Origin of the sequence: Citrobacter sp. 172116965 (genome assembly GCF_013458095.1) — a bacterium.
Classification (GTDB): domain Bacteria; phylum Pseudomonadota; class Gammaproteobacteria; order Enterobacterales; family Enterobacteriaceae; genus Citrobacter; species Citrobacter braakii.
This window is the reverse complement of sequence record NZ_CP046673.1, coordinates 2631982-2654366: the sequence shown is the minus strand read 5'-3', so window position 1 is coordinate 2654366 and position 22385 is coordinate 2631982. Positions and strand designations below refer to the sequence as shown.

22 protein-coding genes and 1 pseudogene are annotated in these 22385 nt (G+C 51.6%); 15 read left to right on the top strand and 8 right to left on the bottom strand.

The window, feature by feature from the left end; translation table 11 throughout:
* Positions 1-32 precede the first annotated feature (32 nt).
* Genes sapF through sapA form a run of 5 tightly spaced genes read right to left on the bottom strand, consistent with a single transcriptional unit; the run spans position 33 to position 5315 of the window.
* Positions 33-839 carry a peptide ABC transporter ATP-binding protein SapF gene (gene sapF / locus GPJ68_RS12825; protein WP_016153235.1) on the bottom strand — a complete coding sequence of 269 codons (807 nt, stop codon included), beginning with the start codon at positions 837-839 and terminating at the stop codon, positions 33-35.
* Position 840: 1 nt separating this feature from the next.
* The gene (gene sapD / locus GPJ68_RS12820) at positions 841-1833 is read right to left on the bottom strand and encodes a peptide ABC transporter ATP-binding protein SapD (protein ID WP_016153234.1); all 993 of its coding nucleotides are present in this window, start codon (positions 1831-1833) and stop codon (positions 841-843) included.
* Positions 1833-2723: a peptide ABC transporter permease SapC gene (gene sapC, locus GPJ68_RS12815; RefSeq protein ID WP_016156640.1), complete on the bottom strand. Its 891-nt coding sequence runs from the start codon at positions 2721-2723 to the stop codon at positions 1833-1835. The genes sapD and sapC overlap by 1 nt, the downstream gene beginning before the upstream one ends.
* On the bottom strand, positions 2710-3675 hold the full coding sequence (sapB, locus tag GPJ68_RS12810) for a peptide ABC transporter permease SapB (RefSeq protein ID WP_003020545.1): 966 nt from the start codon (positions 3673-3675) through the stop codon (positions 2710-2712). Before sapB ends, sapC begins: the two co-directional genes overlap by 14 nt.
* Positions 3672-5315, bottom strand: coding sequence for an ABC transporter substrate-binding protein SapA (gene sapA, locus GPJ68_RS12805; RefSeq protein WP_104652054.1), 1644 nt, complete (start codon positions 5313-5315; stop codon positions 3672-3674). Before sapA ends, sapB begins: the two co-directional genes overlap by 4 nt.
* A gap of 313 nt (positions 5316-5628) precedes the next feature.
* Here sapA and GPJ68_RS12800 point away from each other — a divergent pair, with 313 nt between their 5' ends.
* Positions 5629-5952 (top strand): hypothetical protein, encoded by a 324-nt coding sequence (locus tag GPJ68_RS12800; protein ID WP_104652053.1) that lies wholly within the window; start codon positions 5629-5631, stop codon positions 5950-5952.
* A gap of 8 nt (positions 5953-5960) precedes the next feature.
* Here the strand turns inward: GPJ68_RS12800 and GPJ68_RS12795 are convergent, their stop codons facing one another.
* Together GPJ68_RS12795 and pspF are read right to left on the bottom strand one after the other, a co-directional pair.
* A complete protein-coding gene (locus GPJ68_RS12795; RefSeq protein ID WP_032492467.1) occupies positions 5961-6605 on the bottom strand; it encodes a quinolone resistance pentapeptide repeat protein QnrB10 in 645 nt (214 codons plus the stop codon).
* Positions 6606-6698: 93 nt separating this feature from the next.
* A complete protein-coding gene (gene pspF, locus GPJ68_RS12790) occupies positions 6699-7688 on the bottom strand; it encodes a phage shock protein operon transcriptional activator (protein WP_161800416.1) in 990 nt (329 codons plus the stop codon).
* Positions 7689-7843: 155 nt separating this feature from the next.
* Between pspF and pspA the strand changes: the two genes are divergently transcribed.
* The 5 genes from pspA (at position 7844) to GPJ68_RS12765 (ending at position 11260) form a co-directional block, all read left to right on the top strand.
* The gene (gene pspA / locus GPJ68_RS12785) at positions 7844-8512 is read left to right on the top strand and encodes a phage shock protein PspA (RefSeq protein ID WP_016153228.1); all 669 of its coding nucleotides are present in this window, start codon (positions 7844-7846) and stop codon (positions 8510-8512) included.
* A 54-nt stretch (positions 8513-8566) separates the two neighbouring features.
* The gene (pspB, locus tag GPJ68_RS12780) at positions 8567-8791 is read left to right on the top strand and encodes an envelope stress response membrane protein PspB (protein ID WP_016153227.1); all 225 of its coding nucleotides are present in this window, start codon (positions 8567-8569) and stop codon (positions 8789-8791) included.
* A complete protein-coding gene (pspC, locus tag GPJ68_RS12775; RefSeq protein ID WP_003020497.1) occupies positions 8791-9150 on the top strand; it encodes an envelope stress response membrane protein PspC in 360 nt (119 codons plus the stop codon). The genes pspB and pspC overlap by 1 nt, the downstream gene beginning before the upstream one ends.
* 8 nt (positions 9151-9158) lie before the next feature.
* Complete coding sequence (gene pspD, locus GPJ68_RS12770; RefSeq protein WP_047500373.1) at positions 9159-9389, top strand: phage shock protein PspD; 231 nt, start codon at positions 9159-9161, stop codon at positions 9387-9389.
* A 164-nt stretch (positions 9390-9553) separates the two neighbouring features.
* Positions 9554-11260 (top strand): sugar phosphorylase, encoded by a 1707-nt coding sequence (locus GPJ68_RS12765; protein ID WP_304488132.1) that lies wholly within the window; start codon positions 9554-9556, stop codon positions 11258-11260.
* Positions 11261-11343: 83 nt separating this feature from the next.
* On the opposite strand, the pseudogene GPJ68_RS12760 reads toward GPJ68_RS12765, so the two are convergent.
* A pseudogene (locus GPJ68_RS12760) lies at positions 11344-12266 on the bottom strand (IS5 family transposase).
* Between the two features lie 24 nt (positions 12267-12290).
* Between GPJ68_RS12760 and GPJ68_RS12755 the strand changes: the two are divergent.
* The 9 genes from GPJ68_RS12755 to GPJ68_RS12715 are packed head-to-tail and all read left to right on the top strand — an operon-like array spanning position 12291 to position 22347.
* Entirely contained in the window at positions 12291-13634 is a 1344-nt protein-coding gene (locus GPJ68_RS12755) for an ABC transporter substrate-binding protein (RefSeq protein ID WP_180836699.1), read from the top strand.
* A 20-nt stretch (positions 13635-13654) separates the two neighbouring features.
* On the top strand, positions 13655-14536 hold the full coding sequence (locus tag GPJ68_RS12750) for a carbohydrate ABC transporter permease (RefSeq protein WP_003840754.1): 882 nt from the start codon (positions 13655-13657) through the stop codon (positions 14534-14536).
* On the top strand, positions 14523-15365 hold the full coding sequence (locus GPJ68_RS12745) for a carbohydrate ABC transporter permease (protein WP_003020474.1): 843 nt from the start codon (positions 14523-14525) through the stop codon (positions 15363-15365). The genes GPJ68_RS12750 and GPJ68_RS12745 overlap by 14 nt, the downstream gene beginning before the upstream one ends.
* A 27-nt stretch (positions 15366-15392) precedes the next feature.
* A complete protein-coding gene (locus GPJ68_RS12740) occupies positions 15393-16445 on the top strand; it encodes a zinc-binding alcohol dehydrogenase (protein ID WP_016153224.1) in 1053 nt (350 codons plus the stop codon).
* A 16-nt stretch (positions 16446-16461) separates the two neighbouring features.
* The gene (locus tag GPJ68_RS12735) at positions 16462-17250 is read left to right on the top strand and encodes a sugar phosphate isomerase/epimerase (protein WP_016156634.1); all 789 of its coding nucleotides are present in this window, start codon (positions 16462-16464) and stop codon (positions 17248-17250) included.
* Positions 17251-17260: 10 nt separating this feature from the next.
* Positions 17261-18316, top strand: a complete 1056-nt coding sequence (locus GPJ68_RS12730; protein ID WP_075848148.1) for a Gfo/Idh/MocA family protein — start codon at positions 17261-17263, stop codon at positions 18314-18316.
* A complete protein-coding gene (locus GPJ68_RS12725) occupies positions 18313-20589 on the top strand; it encodes a glycoside hydrolase family 65 protein (protein WP_104652052.1) in 2277 nt (758 codons plus the stop codon). The genes GPJ68_RS12730 and GPJ68_RS12725 overlap by 4 nt, the downstream gene beginning before the upstream one ends.
* Positions 20586-21254, top strand: coding sequence for a beta-phosphoglucomutase (pgmB, locus tag GPJ68_RS12720; protein WP_046274543.1), 669 nt, complete (start codon positions 20586-20588; stop codon positions 21252-21254). Before GPJ68_RS12725 ends, pgmB begins: the two co-directional genes overlap by 4 nt.
* Positions 21255-21264: 10 nt before the next feature.
* A complete protein-coding gene (locus GPJ68_RS12715) occupies positions 21265-22347 on the top strand; it encodes an ABC transporter ATP-binding protein (RefSeq protein ID WP_016153219.1) in 1083 nt (360 codons plus the stop codon).
* The last annotated feature ends 38 nt before the right edge of the window (positions 22348-22385 follow it).

The window sequence follows — 22385 nt, the reverse complement described above, 5'->3', positions numbered from 1 at the left end:
AATTGCCCTCCGGTTGAGGAGGGCTGCATCTGCTAGCGATCTTTACGCCATGCGTCAGCGGTAAGCGCTTCGCCGAAATGACCGGCGATCAGGCGACGGGTCAGCTCATGCAACGGCGAGGCCAGAACATCTGCTGTACTGCCGCGTTCAACCACTTCACCCTGGTGCATGACTAATACCTGATCGCTGATGTGCTTCATCATGCCGATGTGCTGAGTCACATAGATATATGAAATTCCCTGTTTTTCCTGTAATTCCAGCATCAGATTGATGAGCTGCGAACGCATCGACATGTCCAGAGAGGCCAGGGCTTCGTCGGCGATAATGACTTTGGGTCGCAAAATGAGCGCTCGGGCAAGACCCAGACGCTGTTTTTGTCCCGGAGCCAGCATATGCGGGTAATAACTCACATGGTCAGGCAACAGACCGACCATGCGCATGGTCTCGATGATCTGTTTGCGGCGCTGTTCAGGCTCGAGGTCGGTGTTCAGACGTAGCGGAAAATCGAGGATCTGCGAAATACGTTGCCGTGGGTTAAGCGACGTTGATGGATCCTGGAAAATCATACGGATACGCTGACTACGGAATGAATAATCACCATATTTTAACGGGTGATCGTCAATCAGCAGCTCACCGCTGGTGGGCTCAATCATACCGGCCAGCATCTTCGCCAGCGTAGATTTACCGGAACCATTTTCACCTATGACGGCGAGCGTCTGACGCTCGCGCAGGGTAAAGCTCAGCGGCTTAACGGCCTCAACGGTCTGACGGCGGAATAAGCCCGTCCGGTAGCGAAAGGTTTTGCTCAGATTACGAACTTCGAGCAGGGTTTCTACCATCTCACTCTCTCTCCATGTTCAGCGGGAAATGACAGGCGTAGAGATGATTCTTTGCTCCGGTCAGTCTTGGGGTTTCGATACATTCGCGCTGAGCATAAGGGCAGCGCGGCCCCAGACGACAGCCGATAGGTAATTGTTCCAGCAATGGAATGGCTCCTGGCATGGTATTCAGGCGGCTTTTGTGCGGCATTGCGCTACCAAAATCAGGAATGGCGCGAATCAACGCTTGGGTATAAGGATGATGCGGAATAGTCACCAGCTCTTTACTGGGCGCAGTTTCCACCGTTTGCCCACAGTACATCACGTTAATTTTGTCAGCCCACTGGCTGAGCATTTGCAGGTCATGGCTGATCAACAAAATGGTGGTATTGCTGTTTTGGTTCAGCCGGGTCAGCAGGCGGAAAATTTGCGCCTGAGTGGTTGGCTCCATCGCGTTCGTTGGTTCGTCGGCAATCAGTAAACGCGGCTGATTAGCCAGGGCGATTGCGATCATCACCTTCTGGCATTCGCCGTCGGTCAGTTCATACGGGAAGCTGCGCATCGCATCTTTATGATCTTTTATCCCGACGCGGTGCAGGAGTTCAATCGCGCGGCGTTTACGCCAGCCGATGCGCTGCCACCAGCGGCCTTTATAAGTCCATGCCGGAATATTTTGCATCAGTTGTCGTCCAATGCGCTCAGACGGATCGAGACACGATTGCGGTTCCTGAAAGATCATGGAAACGTTATGGCCGACCAGCTTGCGTCGTTCACGCGCGGAAAGGCGCAACAGATCGATATCATCAAAGCGCATGCGGTCTGCGGTTACGCGCCAGTTATCTTTAGCGACGCCGCAAATGGCCTTGGCGATCAGGCTCTTGCCCGATCCAGACTCGCCAACCAGTCCGCGGATTTCACCTTCATTGAGGGTCATGCTGACGCGGTCAACCGCCTTCACCCAGTCGTCGCCGGTTCTGAATTCAATGGTCAGGTTGCGGATATCCAGTAATGGCATTATTCCACCCCCGCAATAATTGCCCGGCGCACGCCATCACCCAGCAGGTTAACCAGCAGCACGCTTATCATAATCGCCGCACCTGGCAGCATAACCGTCCACGGTGCGACATAAATCAGCTCCAGTGCGTCGCCAAGCATGGCTCCCCATTCTGGTGACGGCAACTGTGCGCCAAGGTCGAGAAAACCCAGCGCGGCGATGTCCAGAATCGCCATCGACAGCGCACGGGTGATTTCAGTGATAAGTCCGGCGGTAATATTGGGCAGAACGGCGAACCACAGGATATTGAGCGTGGTTGCGCCGTCCAGGCGAGCGGCGATAACGTACTCTTTTTCCAGCTCGTCATGCACCATGCTGTAGACGGAGCGTACCATGCGCGGCAGCAGCGCCAGCCAGACGGCAAACATCGCGTGTGTCAGATGCGGTCCGGCAAAGGCCACCACAATAATTGCCAGCAGCAGCGAAGGGATCGAGAGCAGGGTGTCCAGAATGTGGTTCAGCACCGCGGAGCGCAAACCGTGCGTTGCACCGGCAACCACGCCCAGTAACAGGCCACATAGTGTGGCGGCGAGGGTAACGACAAACGCGCCGCCAACGGTCGGGGCCGCGCCGCTGAGCAGGCGACTTAACACGTCACGCCCGAGATCGTCAGTTCCGAGGAAAAATGAGACTTCGCCATAGCGCGACCATGACGGCGGTAAAAGCTGATAGCCGAGAAATTGCTGGTCGATGCCATAAGGGGCAAACCAACCGCCAAAAATACACAGAATCGCCAATCCTGCGCAGCCATACAGGCCGATCATCGCAGTCGCATCGCCGTAAAAATTGCGCCATGCGGTGCGCAACGTACCCGGCGGGCGCTTTTCGCTGTAGACGCTATCGTAAGGCATACCATTCCTTATGTTTCAGAGGGTTAGCCATGGCACCTAAAATATCAGAGATGACATTAACGATGATAACCAGTGAGCCAATCACCATGACGCCCGCCGAAATTGCCGCGTAATCCTGTTGGCGAATTGCGTTAATCAACCAACGGCCAAGACCTGGCCAGCTAAAGACCATCTCGGTGATCATCGCCAGCGTCAGCATGGTGGAAAACTGTAAACCCAGACGCGGGATCACCGGCGGAAGGGCGTTGTGCAGAACGTGACGGCGCAGAATGGTTAAGCGTGACAGACCGCGCGTGGCGGCCGCCTTAACGTAGTTTTGATCAAAGACCTCAATGGTGCTGATTCGCATCAGGCGAATAACTTCCGTGGTAGGGGCTACGGAAAGCGTCAACACCGGAAGCACCATGTGACGGATTGCGCTGACCAGCATTTCATCGCGCCAGGGCGAGTCGGAGATCCACGCATCAATAATGGCAAATCCGGTAACGGGCTTCACTTCATAGAGAAGATCAAAGCGTCCCGAAACGGGAAGCCAGCCGAGAGTCAGTGAGAAGAGCAACGTGAGCAACAGCGCCAGCCAAAAAACCGGAATGGAAAAGCCCATCAACGCTAAGGCGCTGATGCAGCGGTCCTGCCACTTGTTCCGCGTGATCCCTGCCAGCATACCAACGGGGATCCCAACCATCAGCGCAAAACCAAAGGCCAGAATGCACAGTTCCATCGTCGCCGGGAACACCTCCTTCAACTGTTCTGAAATCAACTGGCCGTTAATACTGGATACACCAAAATCCCAGTGAATGAGGCCATTGAACCAGAATACCCAGGCGTTCCACAGCGATGCACCCTGTAACGGCGCATGAGGCGTGAAGTAGCTCAGGCTGAAACCAATAAAGGTCAGAAAGAAAAGGGTGACCAGCAGCAATAAAAAACGACGCAGGGTGAAGATAATCATGGCTTTTTCACCTCATCTTTCTTTTCCCTGGAAACCCCGGCAAAAGATGCATTGCCGAACGGACTCAGCACCAGTCCTTTGATATCGTAACGATAAGCCTGCAGACGCAGTGAAGAGGCCAGCGGCAGGATCGGTAACTCTTTCGCGAGAATATTTTGCGCTTCGTCATAGGCATCAATTCGCGATGAGAGTTGCTGCGAAGAGAGGGCCTTGCGCAGAACGCTGTCAAATTCCGGATTACACCAGTGGGCGAAGTTAGTCTGCGAGTTGATGGCGGCGCAGCTTAGCAACGGTCGGAAAAAACTGTCAGGATCGTTACTGTCCGTCGCCCAACCGGATAACGTTAGATCATGGTTCATATCCATTAATCGCGCCTCCTGAAAACGACCTTCTACCGGAATGATTTTAACTTTCACACCCACCTGAGCCATGTCAGCCTGAATCAGCTCGGCGGTTTTCAGTGGACTGGGGTTCCAGGCCTGAGAACTGGTGGGTACCCAAAGCTGTAATGTCAGGTTCTCCAGCCCCAGTGCTTTTAACTGCTCGCGCGATTTTGCCGGATTGTACTCTGTAATTTTAGCTTCGTTGTCATAAGCCCACGAGGCGCGAGGCAAAATAGATGCTGCGGTTTCCGCCGTCCCGTAGTAGATGGACTGCATCAGCCGTTGGTTATTAATGGCCAGCGCCAGCGCATGCCGCACGGCGGGATTATCCATCGGTGGTTTATTGGTGTTGAATGCCAGATAGGCGATGTTCATCCCTGGGCGAAGGGTCAGACGCAGGCGCGGGTCATCACGCAAAATGCTGAGCTGACTGGCGGCGGGCCAGGCCAGAACATCACACTCACCGGTCAGGAGTTTCGATAGACGTCCGGTGCCGCCAGAGCCGAGGTCCACAACCACCTGCGGCATCAGAGGAGTACCACGCCAGAATTTTTCATGGCGCTGCAGTCGAACATATTGCCCTGCGCGATTCTCCGAAAGCTGGTACGGTCCGGTGCCGACGGGTTGTCTGTCGAGCAGCTCCTGACGATCCTGTTTTGCTAATTTAGCCGCATATTCTGCTGACATCACGGAGGCATAATGCGTGGCGAGGTGCCACATGAAGGAGGCGTCGGGCTGAGTTAAGCGGAACTCAACGGTGTTGTTGTCCATCTTGCGAACGCTTTGGACGTTATCGGCGAACTGTAGGCTGTCGAAGTAGGGGAAACTGCTACCGTTTACATTGTGCCACGGATGCTGGCGATCAAAGATGCGCTCGAAGGTAAACACCACGTCGTCCGCATTCAGTTTGCGGGTGGGGGTGAACCAGGCCGTCTTCTGAAACTGGACGTCACGACGCAGATGGAAGCGGTAGGTTGCGCCGTTATCCAGCACCTCCCAGCTTTCAGCCAGCTCAGGCACCAGTCGATAGGTGTACGGATCGACATCGAGTAGTCGGTCATACAGCTGGGCTGCCAGGGTGTCGACGATAAGACCGCTGCTCGCTTTTTGCGGGTTGAACGTATTGACCTGCCCGCTAACGCAATAGACAAAGCCGCTGTCACGAATATCAGCATGCGAAGCCTGTTCAGGCGCGGCAGCAGCCTGACCACTCAGAAATCCAGCCATCACGATCAGAGATGATAAAACCAGGCGCATAATTTTAAAGGATTATAAATAAAGAGGCTATCTTACTAATATTTAATGACATTTGCCATTACCGTTTGTGTTTGGGAGTAACAGGCTCGATAAGCGCGAGTTCAACACCGCGACATGGTCAAAATTCATACCTGCTATCCACTTTGAATCTACTCTGTTAACTATCTTAGCATTTTCATGGCCCATCTGACTTGCTATAAACGCGGTGCAGGATGTGGACAGTTGGCGTAATTTGTTACGGTTTCCTCGCTGTGACAAAATGCATAAGCGATTACAATGCGTTAGTGTACGAATCAAAGGGAATATTTAATAAATGAGCAACTTAGCGGATTACGTCAATGCTATAAAAATAGGCAAAAATGTTATTTGTATTGAGGATGTCAGTAAACGGGATGACATGGCTGAAGTTGAGATTATAAATAAGACATGGCTTCATGATTCGGGAGTGGTTATTCGTTGTTCTCGCGAAAATGAATTGGTTATATATTCATCAAGTTCCTGTCCAGAATGCAGCATTAGATGGCATCTCGTTGATGCGGCAGGTCAGGATATTCGTCCACTGGAGAAAACATTTCACAATGCTTGCCAGGAGTCGTACTGGTTAAAAGTAAATCGTCAAACGCATCTCCCGGTGTAAACGCTGAGCTAACCAATCACAGCGATGCCAAGCCGCTCCATGAGCAACGATGCCTGGTAGTTGTCTAACTTAACGCCTTGTAAATCAACACCCCGAATATCTAAGTCACCTAACTCCGAATTGGTCAGATCGCAATGTGTGAAGTTTGCTGCTCGCCAGTCGAAAGTCGAAAACTCGCCGCCGGAGAGATCTGAACCACTGAACGTCGCACCCAGTACCTGAGTCCCCATCCAGCGGTTTTCCCATAGCTCACACTTTTCCAACACGACTTTCGAAAAATTGGCGTAGCTTAGATTGGTATTAGTGATATATGCGCTGCAAAACCAGGTGCGCGTGGTGATCATATTCATAAAGCTTGCACCGCGGAAATCTGCGCCTTGTGCGCGGCAGTGGCGAATTTCAATGCCCAATGCGCTGACGTTGCGGAAATCTGCCATTGATAAATCACAGCTTTTGAAAATGGCATCTTTCAGCATTGCGCGACTAAAATTGCATCCTTTTTGACTTTCGCGATCATAGAACTGGCAGCCGATAAATTCAGTGCCGCTCAGGTCGGCACCTGAAAAATCGCAGTTAAAAAATGTACTATTTTCAACTTTCTCACCGGTGAAGCGATTTCTGTCAATTTTTTCGCCAACTAATGCCAGAGTCATATCTATACCTGTGTTTTTATACAGTAATGACGCCATGGTAAACCTTATGACGTTATGCGTCAAACCCGCCAGTATGACACCTGCAAATGCGTATTAGAGCTGGTGTTTCTTAAGCAACGCGCGTAGCTGATGGTAAGTCAGGCCCAGTAATTCAGCGGCTTTTTTCTGATTAAATTTCGCCTGCTGCAAACTGGTTTGTAGAAAGTCTTTCTCTTGTTGCTGCTGGAATTCACGCAGATCCAGCGGTAATGCTACAGATGTCTGCTTTGGTGGTGCTGCCTGTGGCTGCGCAACGTGGCGGCGGAAGGGGTCAATGATAATCTCATCCAGCGGGTAATCGCTGGTACCGTGCCGGTAAACGGAGCGCTCCACGACGTTTTTCAGTTCACGAATATTACCCGGCCAACGGTAATGGAGGAGGGTTTCTCTGGCCTCGGCGCTGAATCCCGGAAAAAGAGGTAACCCGATCTCGCGGCACATCTGAATGGCAAAGTGTTCGGCCATTAACATGATGTCGCTTTGACGCTCGCGTAGTGGGGGAAGTTGCACCACGTCAAAGGCCAGACGATCCAGCAGGTCCGCGCGGAAAGTGCCTTCGCTGACCATACGTGGCAGGTCGGCATTGGTCGCGCAGACCAGTCGCACGTTAACCTGCAAGGGCTGGCTGCCGCCGACGCGTTCCAGCTCGCCATACTCAATTACGCGCAGCAGTTTTTCCTGTACCAACATTGGCGCGGTCGCCAGTTCATCAAGAAACAGCGTGCCGCCGTCGGCGCGTTCGAAACGTCCTGGATGGCGTTTTTGTGCACCGGTAAACGCACCGGCTTCGTGACCAAACAGTTCGGAATCAAGTAAGTTCTCGTTGAGAGCTGCGCAGTTAAGCGAAATAAATGGGCCCTGCCAACGGCTGGAGAGGTAGTGCAGGCGGTTGGCAATAAGCTCTTTCCCCGTACCTCGCTCACCGATAACCAGTACAGGTTTATCCAGCGGCGCCAGATGAGAAACCTGTTCCAGCACTTCAATAAAGCTGTTCGCTTCGCCCAGAATATTGTCTTTGTATCCTGCCATGATGAAATTCACCACTTGTTAGTGTTATTCACCAATTTACCCTAATTCTCCCGTCAGGTAAAATTAGATATTTATATTAAAATCAATTAGTTAAAAAGTTGGCACGCCAAGTGCATTACGAAAACAGCAGGGCATAGCCCGATATCAGAACAGTAAGTGAGGATTACATTATGGGTATTTTTTCTCGTTTTGCCGACATCGTGAACGCCAACATTAATGCGTTGCTGGAAAAGGCTGAAGATCCGCAGAAGCTGGTGCGGTTAATGATCCAGGAAATGGAAGACACGCTGGTTGAGGTGCGCTCAAACTCCGCACGCGCTCTGGCAGAAAAGAAACAATTATCTCGCCGTATCGAACTGGCCAGCGCACAACAGGCAGAGTGGCAAGAAAAAGCCGAGCTGGCGCTGCGTAAAGAGAAAGAAGATTTGGCGCGTTCTGCCTTAATCGAAAAACAGAAACTGACTGATCTGATTGCTTCTCTGGAGCATGAGGTGACGCTGGTTGACGATACGCTGGCGCGAATGAAAAAAGAGATCGGTGAGCTGGAAAATAAACTCAGTGAAACCCGTGCTCGTCAGCAGGCATTGATGCTGCGCCATCAGGCTGCGAGCTCTTCGCGTGATGTTCGTCGTCAACTGGACAGCGGTAAGCTGGATGAAGCGATGGCACGCTTTGAATCTTTTGAGCGTCGTATCGATCAGATGGAAGCTGAGGCCGAAAGCCATAACTTCGGTAAACAGCAGTCTCTGGATCAGCAATTTGCTGATCTGAAAGCAGATGATGAAATCAGCGAGCAGCTGGCGCAACTTAAAGCCAAAATGCAGCAAGATAAGCAATAATAACATCTGGCGGCGCCCGAACGCGCCGCCGCTCATCACCTGTAAGGAGTACTCATGAGCGCGCTATTTCTGGCTATCCCATTAACCATCTTTGTGCTGTTCGTTTTACCGATTTGGCTCTGGCTGCATTACAGCAACCGTTCCAGTCGTGGCGAACTGGCGCAAAGTGAACAGCAACGTCTGGTAGAACTCAACGATGACGCACAGCGGATGCGCGAGCGCATTCAGGCGCTGGAAGACATCCTTGATGCTGAACATCCAAACTGGAGGGACCGCTAATGGGAGGCGTTAATCTGAACAAAAAACTGTGGCGTATTCCGCAACAGGGCATGGTGAAGGGGGTTTGCGCAGGTATTGCGCATTACCTCGATGTGCCTGTGAAGCTGGTACGGATCCTGGTGGTGTTGTCCGTCTTTTTTGGTCTGGCCTTTTTCACCTTCGTCGCTTACATCGTGCTGACGTTTGTGTTGGACCCGATGCCGGACAATGTGGTTTCCGGTGAGCAGCAGCCATCAAGCGGCGAGCTGTTGGATGCCGTCGATCGCGAGCTGGCGGCAAGTGAAAAGCGTTTGCGTGAAATGGAGCGTTATGTCACGTCTGATACCTTTTCATTGCGCAGCCGTTTCCGCCAATTGTGAGGATAGAAATGAACAATCGCTGGCAACGTGCCGGGCAAAGGGTTAAGCCGGGCTTTAAAATAGCAGGTAAGCTGGTGCTTTTAACTGCGCTTCGTTACGGCCCGGCGGGGGTAGCAGGGTGGGCGGTGAAGTCCGTCGCCCGACGCCCGCTTAAAATGCTGCTGGCGTTGGTCCTGGAGCCGGTTTTGAGTCGGGCAGCGGCAAAATTATCGAAACGCTATTCAGGTAATCAACGCTGATATCCGAATCAGCAAAAGCAAGCAACAATTAATCAACATTCCCACTGTTAATTTGCGGCAGCTCACAAATACGATTTTTTGGCTGCCAAAATTCTTTTATTATCCCCCTCCTGGCCACCTCAGCCGATTGACAGCTTATTTCCCGCAGAGTAGTCTCTTGATTCATGGGACCGCTACCACGAGAATTGAAGGTGAACCAAAAAATCCAAAAATGCCTGGCAGAAGTTTATGGTGATACGTTTACTTCATGCCACTATGAAGCGCTGATTGCACGTTTAGAGAAATCACAGGGATTAATTAAAAAAATCCGTAAAGCGCATTGGGACGAGGGCGATGTGGTTCTTATTACCTACGCCGATCAATTCCACGGGGCAGGCAAAAAACCACTGCCGATGTTTAATCAATTTTATAATGAATGGCTTAAGTCGACATTTTCTCATGTGCATCTGTTGCCGTTTTATCCGTGGTCATCGGATGATGGTTTTTCCGTAATTAATTACCATCAGGTTGCTGAAGAAACCGGTGACTGGAATGATATTAAGCAATTGGGTAAATCCAGTCGACTGATGTTTGATTTTGTTTGTAACCATATGTCAGCGAAAAGCGAATGGTTTAATAACTATTTGCAACAGCTTGACGGTTATGAAGATTTCTTTATTGCGATGGATCCTGATACGGACCTGAGCAACGTAACGCGTCCACGCGCATTACCGTTACTGACGCCTTTTACGCTGAAAGATAACACCGTACGCTATTTATGGACGACGTTCAGCGACGACCAGATTGATCTCAACTATGCCAACCCGATAGTGTTACTGGCGATGGTCGATGTGCTATTGAGTTATCTTGAGCAGGGCGCCGATTATGTCCGCCTGGATGCGGTTGGCTTTATGTGGAAAGAGCCTGGAACGACCTGTATTCACCTGGAAAAAACGCATCAGCTTATCAAACTATTTCGCGCTATTGCTGACTGCGCGGCGCCTGGTACGGCGATTATTACCGAAACAAACGTTCCGCATAAGGATAATGTGTCCTACTACGGAAATGGCCGTGATGAAGCGCATATGGTGTACCAGTTCTCGTTACCGCCGCTGGTGCTGCATGCGGTACAACGCCAGGATACCTCAACCTTGTGCCAGTGGGCGCAATCACTGGAACTGCCGTCCAGTGAGACCACCTGGTTTAATTTCCTCGCATCGCATGACGGCATTGGTCTCAACCCATTACGTGGTTTGTTACCTGAAGACGAGATCGTGCGCCTGGTGACGGAATTACAACAGGAAGGCGCGCTGGTTAACTGGAAAAATAACCCTGATGGTAGTCGCAGTCCGTATGAAATTAACGTGACATATATGGACGCACTGACGCCAGGCAATTGTAGTGATGCCGAGCGTTTTTCCCGCTTTATTCTCGCACATGCCATTTTGCTGAGTTTTCCGGGTGTACCTGCGGTTTACATTCAAAGCATTCTTGGGTCACGCAATGATTATAAAGGTGTCGAGGCGCTAGGTTATAACCGCGCGATCAACCGCAAAAAATATCAAATAAGCCAAATCGAAACGGAGCTGGCAGATGAAACCAGTTTGCGCCACGCTATTTATCATGAATTATCCCGATTAATTGTAATACGTCGTAGTAATAAAGCATTTCACCCTGATAGTGATTTTCAGATTATCAGTGTTACACCGGCTGTAATGCAAATTAAACGTACGGCGGAAACAGGCGAAAAAATTACCGGATTATTTAATGTCAGCGGTCATACGCAAACCATTAGTATTGATGTTGAAAATGGATTTGATTTGATTAGCGGTAAAACTATTTCAGGTAAAGAATTAACGTTGAACGCCTGGCAGGTCATGTGGGTTAAGTAATAAAAAGGAACATTTCATGCTTAAAACGGCTTTGTTGAATAAATCAGATTTCGGGTAAGTCTCCCCCGTAGCGGGTTGTGTTTTCAGGCAATACGCACGCTTTCAGGCATACCTGCTTTCGTCATTTTGTTCAGCGCTCGTACCAGGGCCATAGCCTCCGCAACCTGACCATCGTAGTCACGCAGCGTCAGTGAACCCCCGAACAGCTGTTTTACCCGGTACATCGCCGTTTCCGCTATCGAGCGACGGTTGTAATCTGTTGTCCATTTCCACCGCGCATTACTCCCGGTCATTCGCTGATTAGCCACTGCACGGTTACGGTCTGCATATTCACCGGGCCAGTAACCCGCACCTTTTCGGGGAGGGATAAGCGCGCTGATTTTCTTACGCCGCAGTTCATCGTGACATAGCCGGGTATCGTAAGCGCCATCGGCGGCGGCTGACCTGATTTTCCGGTGGGTTTGCCGGATTAACCCGGGAAGGCCTCTGAGTCCGTAACGTTGTTCAGCGACAGGTCAGCGCAGATGATTTCATGTGTTTTACTGTCAACGGCGAGATGCAGCTTACGCCAGATACGGCGGCGTTCCTGGCCATGCTTTTTGACTTTCCACTCGCCTTCACCGAAGACCTTCAGCCCGGTGGAATCAATTACCAGGTGTGCGATTTCACCCCGGGTGGGCGTTTTGAAACTGACATTAACCGACTTTGCCCGCCTGCTGACACAGCTGTAATCCGGGCAGCGTAGCGGAACGTTCATCAGAGAAAAAATGGAATCAATAAAGCCCTGCGCAGCGCGCAGGGTCAGCCTGAATACGCGTTTAATGACCAGCACAGTCGTGATGGCAAGGTCAGAATAGCGCTGAGGTCTGCCTCGTGAAGAAGGTGTTGCTGACTCATACCAGGCCTGAATAGCTTCATCATCCAGCCAGAAAGTTATGGAGCCACGGTTGATGAGGGCTTTATTGTAGGTGGGCCAGTTGGTGATTTTGAACTTTTGCTTTGCCACGGAACGGTCTGCGTTGTCGGGAAGATGCGTGATCTGATCCTTCAACTCAGCAAAAGTTCGATTTATTCAACAAAGCCGCTTAAAACTAAAATTGTGCTGATTTCAGCACTGGTTTCCTGCGCCCTGGTTTCCGGGTGTAAGGATGATAAAACGTCCTCTGTTGCGATTGAATTTATGCACTCTTCTGTTGAACAGGAGCGGCAGGCGGTTATTGCAAAACTGATTGAGCGTTTTGAAAAAGAGAACCCGGGGATCAGTGTCAAACAGGTTCCTGTAGAAGAAGATGCGTACAACACCAAGGTCATCACCCTGGCGCGGAGCGGTTCACTGCCTGAAGTCATTGAAACCAGCCATGACTACGCGAAAGTTATGGATAAAGAATCACTTATCGATCGTAAAGCCGTAGCGCAGGTCATCAACGCCGTAGGTGAAGGTACTTTTTATGATGGCGTGCTGCGTATTGTGCGCACTGAAGACGGTACCGCCTGGACCGGGGTTCCGGTTAGCGCCTGGATTGGCGGGATCTGGTATCGCAAAGATGTGCTGGCAAAAGCTGGGCTGGAAGAGCCAAAAGACTGGCAACAACTGCTGAGCGTGGCGCAGAAGCTAAACAATCCTGGTAGTAAGAAATATGGTATTGCGCTGCCCACGGCGGAAAGCGTTTTGACCGAACAGTCATTTTCCCAGTTCGCGCTCTCAAACCAGGCCAACGTTTTTGATGCGCAAGGAAAGATAACGCTCAACACACCTGAAATGGCGCAGGCGCTGCAGTATTACCGCCAATTGGCAATGAACACCATGCCGGGCTCAAACGACATCATGGAAGTCAAAGACGCGTTCATGAACGGCACGGCGCCGATGGCGATTTATTCCACCTATATCCTCCCGGCGGTGATTAAAGAGGGCGATCCTAAAAATGTGGGCTTTATGGTGCCGACGGAAAAAAACTCTGCTGTTTACGGCATGCTGACGTCGTTAACCATTACCGCGGGTCAAAAGTCTGAAGAGACAGAAGCGGCAGAGAAATTTGTCACCTTTATGGAGCAGGCCGACAACATCGCGGACTGGGTCATGATGTCGCCAGGGGCGGCGCTGCCGGTCAACAAAGCAGTGGTGAATACCCCGACGTGGAAAGATAACACTGTCATCAAAGCGCTGGGTGAATTACCCGATCAGCTGATTGCCGAACTGCCGAATATCCAGGTGTTTGGTGCCGTCGGCGATAAGAACTTCACCCGCATGGGCGACGTCACAGGCTCCGGTGTTGTGAGCTCAATGGTGCACAACGTGACGGTAGGTAAAGCCGACCTCGTCACCACGATTGAAGCGAGCCAGAAAAAACTGGATGACCTCGTTGAACAGCGCTAATGGGGAAATGGAAAGCCGTGATGAATAAGTTCTTTTCAGGTCGATCTGATATGCCATTCGCCATGCTGCTGCTGGCGCCCAGCTTGCTGTTGCTGGGCGGTTTAGTGGCGTGGCCGATGATATCAAACATCGAAATCAGCTTTATGCGACTGCCGCTGAATCCGCAAATTGAGTCTACGTTTGTCGGGTTGAGCAACTATATCCGTATCTTATCCGATCCCGGATTCTGGCATTCGCTGTGGATGACGGTCTGGTATACCGCGCTGGTTGTGGCAGGAAGCACGGTACTGGGGCTGGGCGTAGCGATGTTTTTTAACCGTGAGTTTCGTCTGCGGAAAACGGCGCGCTCACTGGTCATCCTCTCTTACGTGACGCCATCAATTTCGCTGGTGTTTGCCTGGAAATACATGTTCAACAACGGCTACGGCATTGTGAACTACCTCGGCGTGGATCTGTTGCATCTCTACGATCAGGCACCGCTGTGGTTCGACAATCCCGGCAGCAGCTTCGCGCTGGTCGTGCTGTTCGCCATCTGGCGCTACTTCCCGTATGCCTTTATCTCGTTTCTGGCGATTTTACAGACGATTGATAAATCGTTGTATGAGGCGGCAGAAATGGACGGCGCGAATGCCTGGCAACGGTTTCGTATCGTCACGCTGCCAGCGATTATGCCGGTGCTGGCAACCGTGGTCACACTGCGCACGATCTGGATGTTTTACATGTTCGCCGATGTTTATCTGCTGACCACTAAAGTCGATATTCTCGGGGTCTATCTCTATAAAACAGCGTTTGCATTTAACGACTTAGGCAAAGCGGCCGCTATTTCTGTCGTCCTCTTCGTCATTATTTTCGCTGTTATCCTGCTGACCAGAAAACGGGTGAACCTCAATGGCAACAAATAAGCGCACACTTGGCCGCATCGGCTTTTACTGTGGATTAATTGTCTTCCTGGGCATCACGCTATTCCCATTTTTTGTGATGCTGATGACCTCATTTAAAAGCGCCAAAGAGGCGATCTCGCTGCATCCGACGTTGTTACCGCAGCAATGGACGCTGGAACATTACATCGACATCTTCAACCCGATGATTTTCCCGTTTGTTGACTACTTCCGTAATAGCCTGGTGGTATCGGTCACTTCTTCGGTGGTGGCGGTATTTCTCGGCGTACTCGGAGCGTATGCGCTTTCCCGCCTGCGTTTTAAGGGGCGAATGACTATCAATGCCAGCTTTTACACGGTGTACATGTTTTCGGGGATCCTGCTGGTGGTGCCGCTATTCAAAATCATTACGGCACTTGGCATCTATGACACCGAAATGGCGTTGATTATCACCATGGTCACCCAGACGCTGCCGACCGCGGTGTTCATGCTGAAAAGCTACTTCGACACCATTCCGGATGAAATAGAAGAAGCCGCGATGATGGATGGATTGAACCGTCTGCAGATCATCTTTCGCATTACCGTGCCGTTGGCGATGTCCGGTCTGGTTTCGGTCTTTGTGTACTGCTTTATGGTGGCGTGGAATGACTATCTGTTTGCCTCGATTTTCCTCTCCAGCGCCAGCAATTTTACCTTACCGGTCGGTCTGAACGCGCTGTTCAGTACGCCTGACTATATCTGGGGACGCATGATGGCGGCATCGTTAGTCACCGCATTGCCGGTCGTCATTATGTATGCGCTTTCCGAACGTTTTATTAAAAGTGGTTTGACCGCAGGCGGCGTGAAAGGCTAAGCGGCCAGTTTAATTAAGGAGTTGTAAATGAAGAAGTTAGTTGCCACAGAACCGCGTGTTGCGGCGCTGGTGGAATATGAAGACAGAGCTGTATCCGCCAATGAAGTGAAAGTTCGCGTTCGCTTTGGTGCGCCGAAACATGGCACGGAAGTGGTCGATTTTCGCGCTGCCAGTCCGTTTATTGACGAAGATTTCAACGGCGAATGGCAAATGTTCATGCCGCGTCCGGAAGGGGCGCCGCGCGGGATTGAATTCGGCAAGTTCCAGCTTGGCAACATGGTGGTGGGCGATGTTATTGAGTGTGGCAGCGATGTGACCGAATACGCCGTTGGCGATTCAGTTTGCGGCTACGGCCCACTGGCAGAAACGGTTTTCTTTAATGCGGTAAACAACTACAAACTGCGCAAAATGCCGGAAGGTAGTTCGTGGAAAAATGCCGTGTGCTATGACCCGGCACAGTTCGCCATGAGTGGCGTGCGCGACGCCAATGTGCGTGTCGGCGACTTTGTTGTCATCGTCGGCTTAGGGGCGATTGGCCAGATTGCCGTCCAACTGGCTAAGAAAGCGGGAGCCTCGGTGGTCATTGGTGTGGATCCGATTGCCCATCGTTGCGATATCGCGCGTCGTCATGGCGCGGATTTCTGTCTGAATCCTATTGGCACCGATGTCGGCATGGAAATTAAGAAGCTGACCGGCAAGCAGGGCGCGGATGTGATTATCGAAACCAGCGGCTATGCGGATGCGTTGCAATCGGCGTTACGTGGTCTGGCCTATGGTGGAACCATCTCCTATGTCGCTTTCGCGAAACCTTTTGCTGAAGGCTTCAACCTGGGGCGTGAAGCGCACTTCAACAACGCCAAAATTGTCTTCTCCCGTGCCTGCAGTGAGCCAAATCCGGATTATCCGCGCTGGAGCCGCAAGCGTATTGAGGAGACCTGTTGGGAACTGTTGATGAACGGTTACCTGAACTGTGAAGAACTTATTGACCCGGTAGTGACATTTGCCAGCAGCCCGGAAAGCTATATGCAGTATGTCGATCGCCATCCGGAAAAGAGCATCAAAATGGGCGTGACGTTTTAATTAAGGAATGCAGAAGATGAAAATTGGAACACAGAACCAGGCTTTTTTTCCGGAAAATATTCTCGAGAAATTCCGTTACATCAAAGAGATGGGGTTTGACGGTTTTGAAATTGACGGCAAGCTGCTGGTTAACAACCTGGCAGAAGTGAAAGCGGCAATCAAAGAAACAGGCCTGCCCGTCACCACCGCCTGTGGAGGATATGACGGTTGGATCGGTGATTTTATCGAAGAGCGTCGTTTGAATGGCTTACAGCAGATTACCCGCATTCTCGAAGCGCTGGCCGAAGTCGGTGGGCAGGGCATTATTGTACCCGCTGCATGGGGCATGTTTACCTTCCGCTTACCGCCGATGACCTCTCCGCGCAGCCTGGCGGGTGATCGTAAAGCAGTAAGTGATTCATTGATTTATCTAGATAAAGTTGCCGAGCGTACGGGGACGGTGGTGTATCTGGAGCCGCTTAATCGCTATCAGGATCATATGATCAACACCCTGGCGGATGCCCGTCGCTATATCGTGGAAAACAACCTGAAGCATGTGCAAATCATTGGTGATTTTTACCATATGAATATCGAAGAAGACGATATGGCTCAGGCGCTGCATGACAATCGCGATCTGCTGGGACACGTCCATATTGCGGATAACCATCGTTATCAGCCGGGGAGCGGTACGCTGGATTTCACTGCGCTGTTTGATCAGTTGCGTGAAGATAATTATCAGGGTTACGTCGTGTACGAAGGGCGTGTACGGGCAGAGAACCTGCCGGAAGCGTACCGTCAGTCACTGGCCTGGCTGCGTACCTGCTAAGAGGATTTCTGTGAAAAGTGCACTGACAAGCTCTCCGCTACGCATCGCCATTATCGGCGCCGGGCAGGTGGCGGATAAAGTTCATGCTTCGTACTACTGCACCCGCAACGATCTGGAACTGGTGGCTGTCTGTGACAGCCGCCTGTCACAGGCGCAGGCGTTGGCAGAGAAATACGGCAATCCGCAGGTTTGGGACGATCCTCAGACGATGCTACGCGAGGCTAAGCCAGATATCGTCAGCATCTGTTCACCCAATCGTTTTCATTATGAACACACCATGTTGGCGCTGAACGCCGGATGCCATGTGATGTGTGAGAAACCTCCGGCGATGACGCCAGCCGAGGCGCTGGAAATGTGTAACACGGCGCGTCGAATGGGGAAAGTTCTGGCTTATGATTTTCATCATCGTTTCGCACTGGATACGCAGCTGCTTCGTGAGCAGGTGATGGCCGGCGTGCTGGGTGAAATCTATGTCACCAATGTCCGCGCTTTGCGCCGCTGCGGCGTGCCCGGCTGGGGGGTATTTACCAACAAAGAACTGCAGGGCGGCGGGCCGCTGATTGATCTCGGCATCCATATGCTTGATGCCGCCATGTATGTGCTGGGGTTTCCGGCAGTAAAGCGCGTTAACGCACACAGTTATCAACGCATTGGCACGCGTAAAAACAGCGGCCAGTTTGGGAAATGGGATCCCGAGACGTATACCGTGGAGGATTCTCTGTTCGGGACGATTGAATTTCATAACGGCGGTATCCTGCGACTGGAAACCTCTTTTGCGCTGAATATCCCGGAACAATCGATTATGAACGTTAATTTCTGCGGCGATCTGGCAGGGGCGACGTTATTCCCGGCCCAGGTTTATACCGATCGTGAGGGTACGCTTGACGTACTGCTTCAGCGCGAAATAGCCGATGACAATCGTCATTATCGCAGCATGGAAGCTTTTGTGAATCATGTCCAGGGCGAGCCTGTCACTATTGCCGACGCAGAGCAAGGCGTCGTTATTCAACAACTGGTTGCCGCACTGTATCAATCGGCTGAAACAGGGACCTACGTAGACTTATGACGAGGCCAGTAATGCTAACTGAACCGGCTTTTTGCCCACACAACCTGAATAAATATGCGTCCCTCATGACGACCGGTAACGGTTATATGGGGATTCGCGCCAGCCACGAGGAAGCCTACACCTTACAAACTCGCGGCATGTACCTTGCTGGACTGTATCACCGGGCAGGGAAAGGCGAGATTAATGAACTGGTTAATCTGCCTGATGTGGTGGGGGTGGAGATTTCACTCAATGGTGAGATTTTCTCGCTCACCAGCGGCGTTATCGAAAGCTGGCAACGTGAACTGGATTTTGCCAGTGGGGAATTACGCCGTGCGCTTACCTGGCGTGCGTCTGGCGGAGCGCGTTTTGCCATTGAGAGCCGGCGATTTGTCTCGGCACAAAAACTGCCGCTGTTTGCGATGGAAGTTGTCGTCACGCCACTGGATGGCGATGCCAGCATTGGTATCTCGACCGGAATTGACGCCACGATGACCAATCATGGTCGTCAGCATTTGGATGAAACGCAGGTCCGGGTCTTTGGCCAGCATCTTATGCAAGGGATTTACACCACCCAGGACAACCGCAATGATATCGCTATCACCACGTATTGCGATGTAGACGGTGCAGCGCAGCGCTGCTTCACCGCGAAAGAACGTCGGCTGTTACAACACAACAGCATGCAGGCGAAAGCCGGACAGCGCGTCACGCTGACAAAAATTAGCTGGGTAGACTGGGCGAGCGAACGCAGCCTGTCGCTTGAGACCTGGGGACGCCAGTCGCTGCGCAACCTGGAAGTATGCGCGCAGCAGGGCTATGACGCTCTGCTGGCTGAGTCGGCTGCTAACTGGCATGCCTGGTGGCAAAATCGTCGCGTTCAGGTCACCAGCACTGATGCCAGCGATCAGCGAGCGCTGGACTATGCGCTCTATCATCTGCGTGTGATGACTCCTGACCACGATGAGCGCAGCAGTATTGCGGCCAAAGGTCTGACGGGGGAAGGGTATAAAGGCCACATATTCTGGGATACCGAGGTCTTTCTGTTACCGTTTCATCTCTTTACCGAGCCGAAAACCGCGAGAAGTTTGTTGCGTTACCGCTGGCATAATCTGTCGGGGGCGCGTGAGAAAGCCCGCCGTAACGGTTGGCAGGGAGCGCTTTTCCCTTGGGAAAGCGCTCGCAGCGGTGATGAGGAAACGCCTGAATTTGCGGCGATCAACATCCGTACCGGACTGCGTCAGAAAGTGGCCTCTGCGCAGGCTGAACATCACCTCGTGGCGGATATTGCCTGGGCGGTAATCAATTACTGGCATGCCTCAGGGGATCTAAACTTCATGTCCCGTGAGGGAATGACGTTGCTGCTGGAAACGGCGAAGTTCTGGATCAGCAGGGCGGTCATGGTTAATGATCGTTTAGAGATCCACGATGTGATTGGCCCGGATGAATACACTGAGCATGTGAACAACAACGCGTTCACCAACTACATGGCCTGGTACAACGTGGAACAGGCGCTGGGTTTTGCCCGTCGGTTGGGCTGCGGTGATGAGACGTTTATTCACCGCGCAGAGTATTTTTTACAGCATCTCTGGCGACCGGAAGTTCAGCCCGATGGCGTGCTACCTCAGGACGATACCTTCCTGAGCAAACCGGCTATCGATCTGTCACAGTACAAAGCCAAAGCGGGCAAGCAGACGATTTTGCTCGATTACTCCCGTGCAGAAGTCAATGAGATGCAAATTCTCAAACAGGCCGATGTGGTGATGCTGACCTACATGTTACCGGAGCAATTTTGCCCGCAAACCTGTCTGGCAAACCTGCGCTTTTACGAGCCGCGCACAATTCATGACTCCTCGTTGAGTAAAGCGATCCACGGGATTGTGGCAGCGCGTTGCGGTGATCCGGCACAGGGCTATCGGTTCTGGCGTGAAGGATCGCTTATCGATCTCGGGGAGGACCCACATAGCTGCGATGACGGCATTCATGCAGCGGCAACGGGCGCCATCTGGCTGGGCGCAATCCAGGGATTTGCTGGCGTGAATATTCGCCGCGGGGAGTTACACCTTGCTCCTGCCTTACCGGCTCATTGGCAAACGCTGTGTTTCCCGCTGCGCTGGCAGGGCATCGATATGCAGGTAATCATTAATGCGGCTGAAATCCGTATTAACAGCACTGAGCAGATTGTCCTTTGGGTCAATGGTGAAAAGGTCTCCGTGCAGGGGGAAACCGTAATCCGCAATGACGCCATTATTTCGCCCACTTATGGGACCGCTACCACACAAAGGGGCGATGAATGATACTCAAACCACAGGCCATCATTTTTGATTTGGATGGCGTGATTACCGATACCGCGCATCTGCATTTTCTGGCCTGGCGGCAGGTAGCCGATGAAATAGGGATTGTGATCGACGAAGCATTTAATGACAGCCTGAAAGGGATTAGTCGCGGCGAATCACTACAGCGTATTTTGCACCATGGTGGGAAGGCGGGGGCGTTTTCTCCCGAGGCCTGCGCACAATTGGCCGAGAGAAAAAACAGACTGTATGTCCATTCTTTGCGCCAGCTGACGGTTAACTCGGTATTACCGGGAATACGTGAGCTGTTGATGACGTTGCGGGAAGAACGGATTCCGGTGGGTTTGGCCTCTGTGTCGCGCAATGCCCCGGCTATTTTACAGGCGCTTAATCTTAGCTCTTGCTTTGATTTTTGTGCGGATGCGGCATTGCTCACCCGCTCGAAACCGGATCCGGAAATTTTCCTGGCAGCCTGCGCGGGTCTTGGCGTTGACCCGCAACAATGTATTGGCATAGAAGATGCACAAGCGGGAATTGATGCAATCAACGCCTGCGGCATGCTTTCTGTCGGCATCGGTAAAGGGCTGAATGGGGCAGACTTGCTGCTTCCGGCAACCGAATTTCTGACGTGGCCGTGCTTATCGGCTTTCTGGCAACACGACAAGTAAAGGATTCAACATGGCACAGCTTTCGTTGCAACACATTCAAAAAATTTACGACAACCAGGTACACGTCGTTAAAGACTTCAATCTGGAAATTGAAGATAAAGAGTTTATTGTTTTTGTTGGACCTTCCGGCTGCGGGAAGTCAACTACGTTGCGCATGATCGCCGGTCTGGAGGAGATCAGCGGCGGCGATTTGCTGATTGACGGTAAACGGATGAACGATGTGCCGGCGAAATCACGCAACATTGCGATGGTTTTTCAGAACTACGCGTTATACCCACACATGACCGTCTATGACAACATGGCGTTTGGTCTGAAAATGCAGAAAATAGCGCCTGCTGTGATTGAGGAGCGCGTCAACTGGGCGGCGCAGATCCTTGGTCTGCGCGATTATCTGCAGCGTAAACCCGGCGCGTTATCCGGTGGTCAGCGTCAGCGTGTGGCGCTGGGGCGTGCGATTGTACGTGAAGCGGGGGTCTTCCTGATGGATGAACCCTTATCGAATCTCGATGCCAAACTTCGCGTTCAGATGCGGGCTGAAATTAGCAAACTGCATCAGAAACTCAATACCACCATGATCTATGTTACCCACGACCAAACCGAAGCCATGACTATGGCGACGCGTATTGTGATTATGAAAGATGGCATCGTTCAGCAGGTTGGTGCGCCGAAAACGGTTTATAACCACCCGGCTAATATGTTTGTCGCCGGATTTATTGGCTCACCGGCCATGAACTTTATTCGTGGCGCGATTGATGGTGATAAGTTTGTTACTGAAACACTGAAATTAACGATTCCACAAAATAAATTAGCACAATTAAAAGCGCAGGGTTATGAACATCAGGCGGTCACTCTGGGAATTCGTCCTGAAGATATACACCCGCAGCTTAATAACGAAAATAGTATATCGGCAAAAATTAGCGTTGCAGAATTAACCGGCGCTGAATTTATGCTTTATACCATTGTTGGGGGGCATGAGTTGGTGGTCCGTGCTGGGGCAGTGAATGATTATCATGCAGGAGAAAATATCACTATTCATTTTGATATGGCGAAATGCCATTTCTTTGATGCTGAAACTGAAGTGGCTATTCAATAAAATTCCGGGGGGGTAAATCCCCCCAAGCCTTGGGGCAT

Bases quoted from the DNA above. Each gene is read 5' to 3' on its own strand.
- GPJ68_RS12755 (WP_180836699.1), top strand. From the start codon at position 12,291: ATGCGTGATCTGATCCTTCAACTCAGCAAAAGTTCGATTTATTCAACA.
- pgmB (WP_046274543.1), top strand. From the start codon at position 20,586: ATGATACTCAAACCACAGGCCATCATTTTTGATTTGGATGGCGTGATT.
- GPJ68_RS12765 (WP_304488132.1), top strand. From the start codon at position 9,554: ATGGGACCGCTACCACGAGAATTGAAGGTGAACCAAAAAATCCAAAAA.
- GPJ68_RS12735 (WP_016156634.1), top strand. From the start codon at position 16,462: ATGAAAATTGGAACACAGAACCAGGCTTTTTTTCCGGAAAATATTCTC.
- pspC (WP_003020497.1), top strand. From the start codon at position 8,791: ATGGGAGGCGTTAATCTGAACAAAAAACTGTGGCGTATTCCGCAACAG.
- pspA (WP_016153228.1), top strand. From the start codon at position 7,844: ATGGGTATTTTTTCTCGTTTTGCCGACATCGTGAACGCCAACATTAAT.
- GPJ68_RS12750 (WP_003840754.1), top strand. From the start codon at position 13,655: ATGAATAAGTTCTTTTCAGGTCGATCTGATATGCCATTCGCCATGCTG.
- GPJ68_RS12795 (WP_032492467.1), bottom strand. From the start codon at position 6,605: ATGACTCTGGCATTAGTTGGCGAAAAAATTGACAGAAATCGCTTCACC.
- sapF (WP_016153235.1), bottom strand. From the start codon at position 839: ATGGTAGAAACCCTGCTCGAAGTTCGTAATCTGAGCAAAACCTTTCGC.
- GPJ68_RS12715 (WP_016153219.1), top strand. From the start codon at position 21,265: ATGGCACAGCTTTCGTTGCAACACATTCAAAAAATTTACGACAACCAG.
- GPJ68_RS12745 (WP_003020474.1), top strand. From the start codon at position 14,523: ATGGCAACAAATAAGCGCACACTTGGCCGCATCGGCTTTTACTGTGGA.
- pspB (WP_016153227.1), top strand. From the start codon at position 8,567: ATGAGCGCGCTATTTCTGGCTATCCCATTAACCATCTTTGTGCTGTTC.
- sapA (WP_104652054.1), bottom strand. From the start codon at position 5,315: ATGCGCCTGGTTTTATCATCTCTGATCGTGATGGCTGGATTTCTGAGT.
- sapD (WP_016153234.1), bottom strand. From the start codon at position 1,833: ATGCCATTACTGGATATCCGCAACCTGACCATTGAATTCAGAACCGGC.
- pspD (WP_047500373.1), top strand. From the start codon at position 9,159: ATGAACAATCGCTGGCAACGTGCCGGGCAAAGGGTTAAGCCGGGCTTT.
- sapC (WP_016156640.1), bottom strand. From the start codon at position 2,723: ATGCCTTACGATAGCGTCTACAGCGAAAAGCGCCCGCCGGGTACGTTG.
- GPJ68_RS12725 (WP_104652052.1), top strand. From the start codon at position 18,313: ATGACGAGGCCAGTAATGCTAACTGAACCGGCTTTTTGCCCACACAAC.
- GPJ68_RS12800 (WP_104652053.1), top strand. From the start codon at position 5,629: ATGAGCAACTTAGCGGATTACGTCAATGCTATAAAAATAGGCAAAAAT.
- GPJ68_RS12740 (WP_016153224.1), top strand. From the start codon at position 15,393: ATGAAGAAGTTAGTTGCCACAGAACCGCGTGTTGCGGCGCTGGTGGAA.
- sapB (WP_003020545.1), bottom strand. From the start codon at position 3,675: ATGATTATCTTCACCCTGCGTCGTTTTTTATTGCTGCTGGTCACCCTT.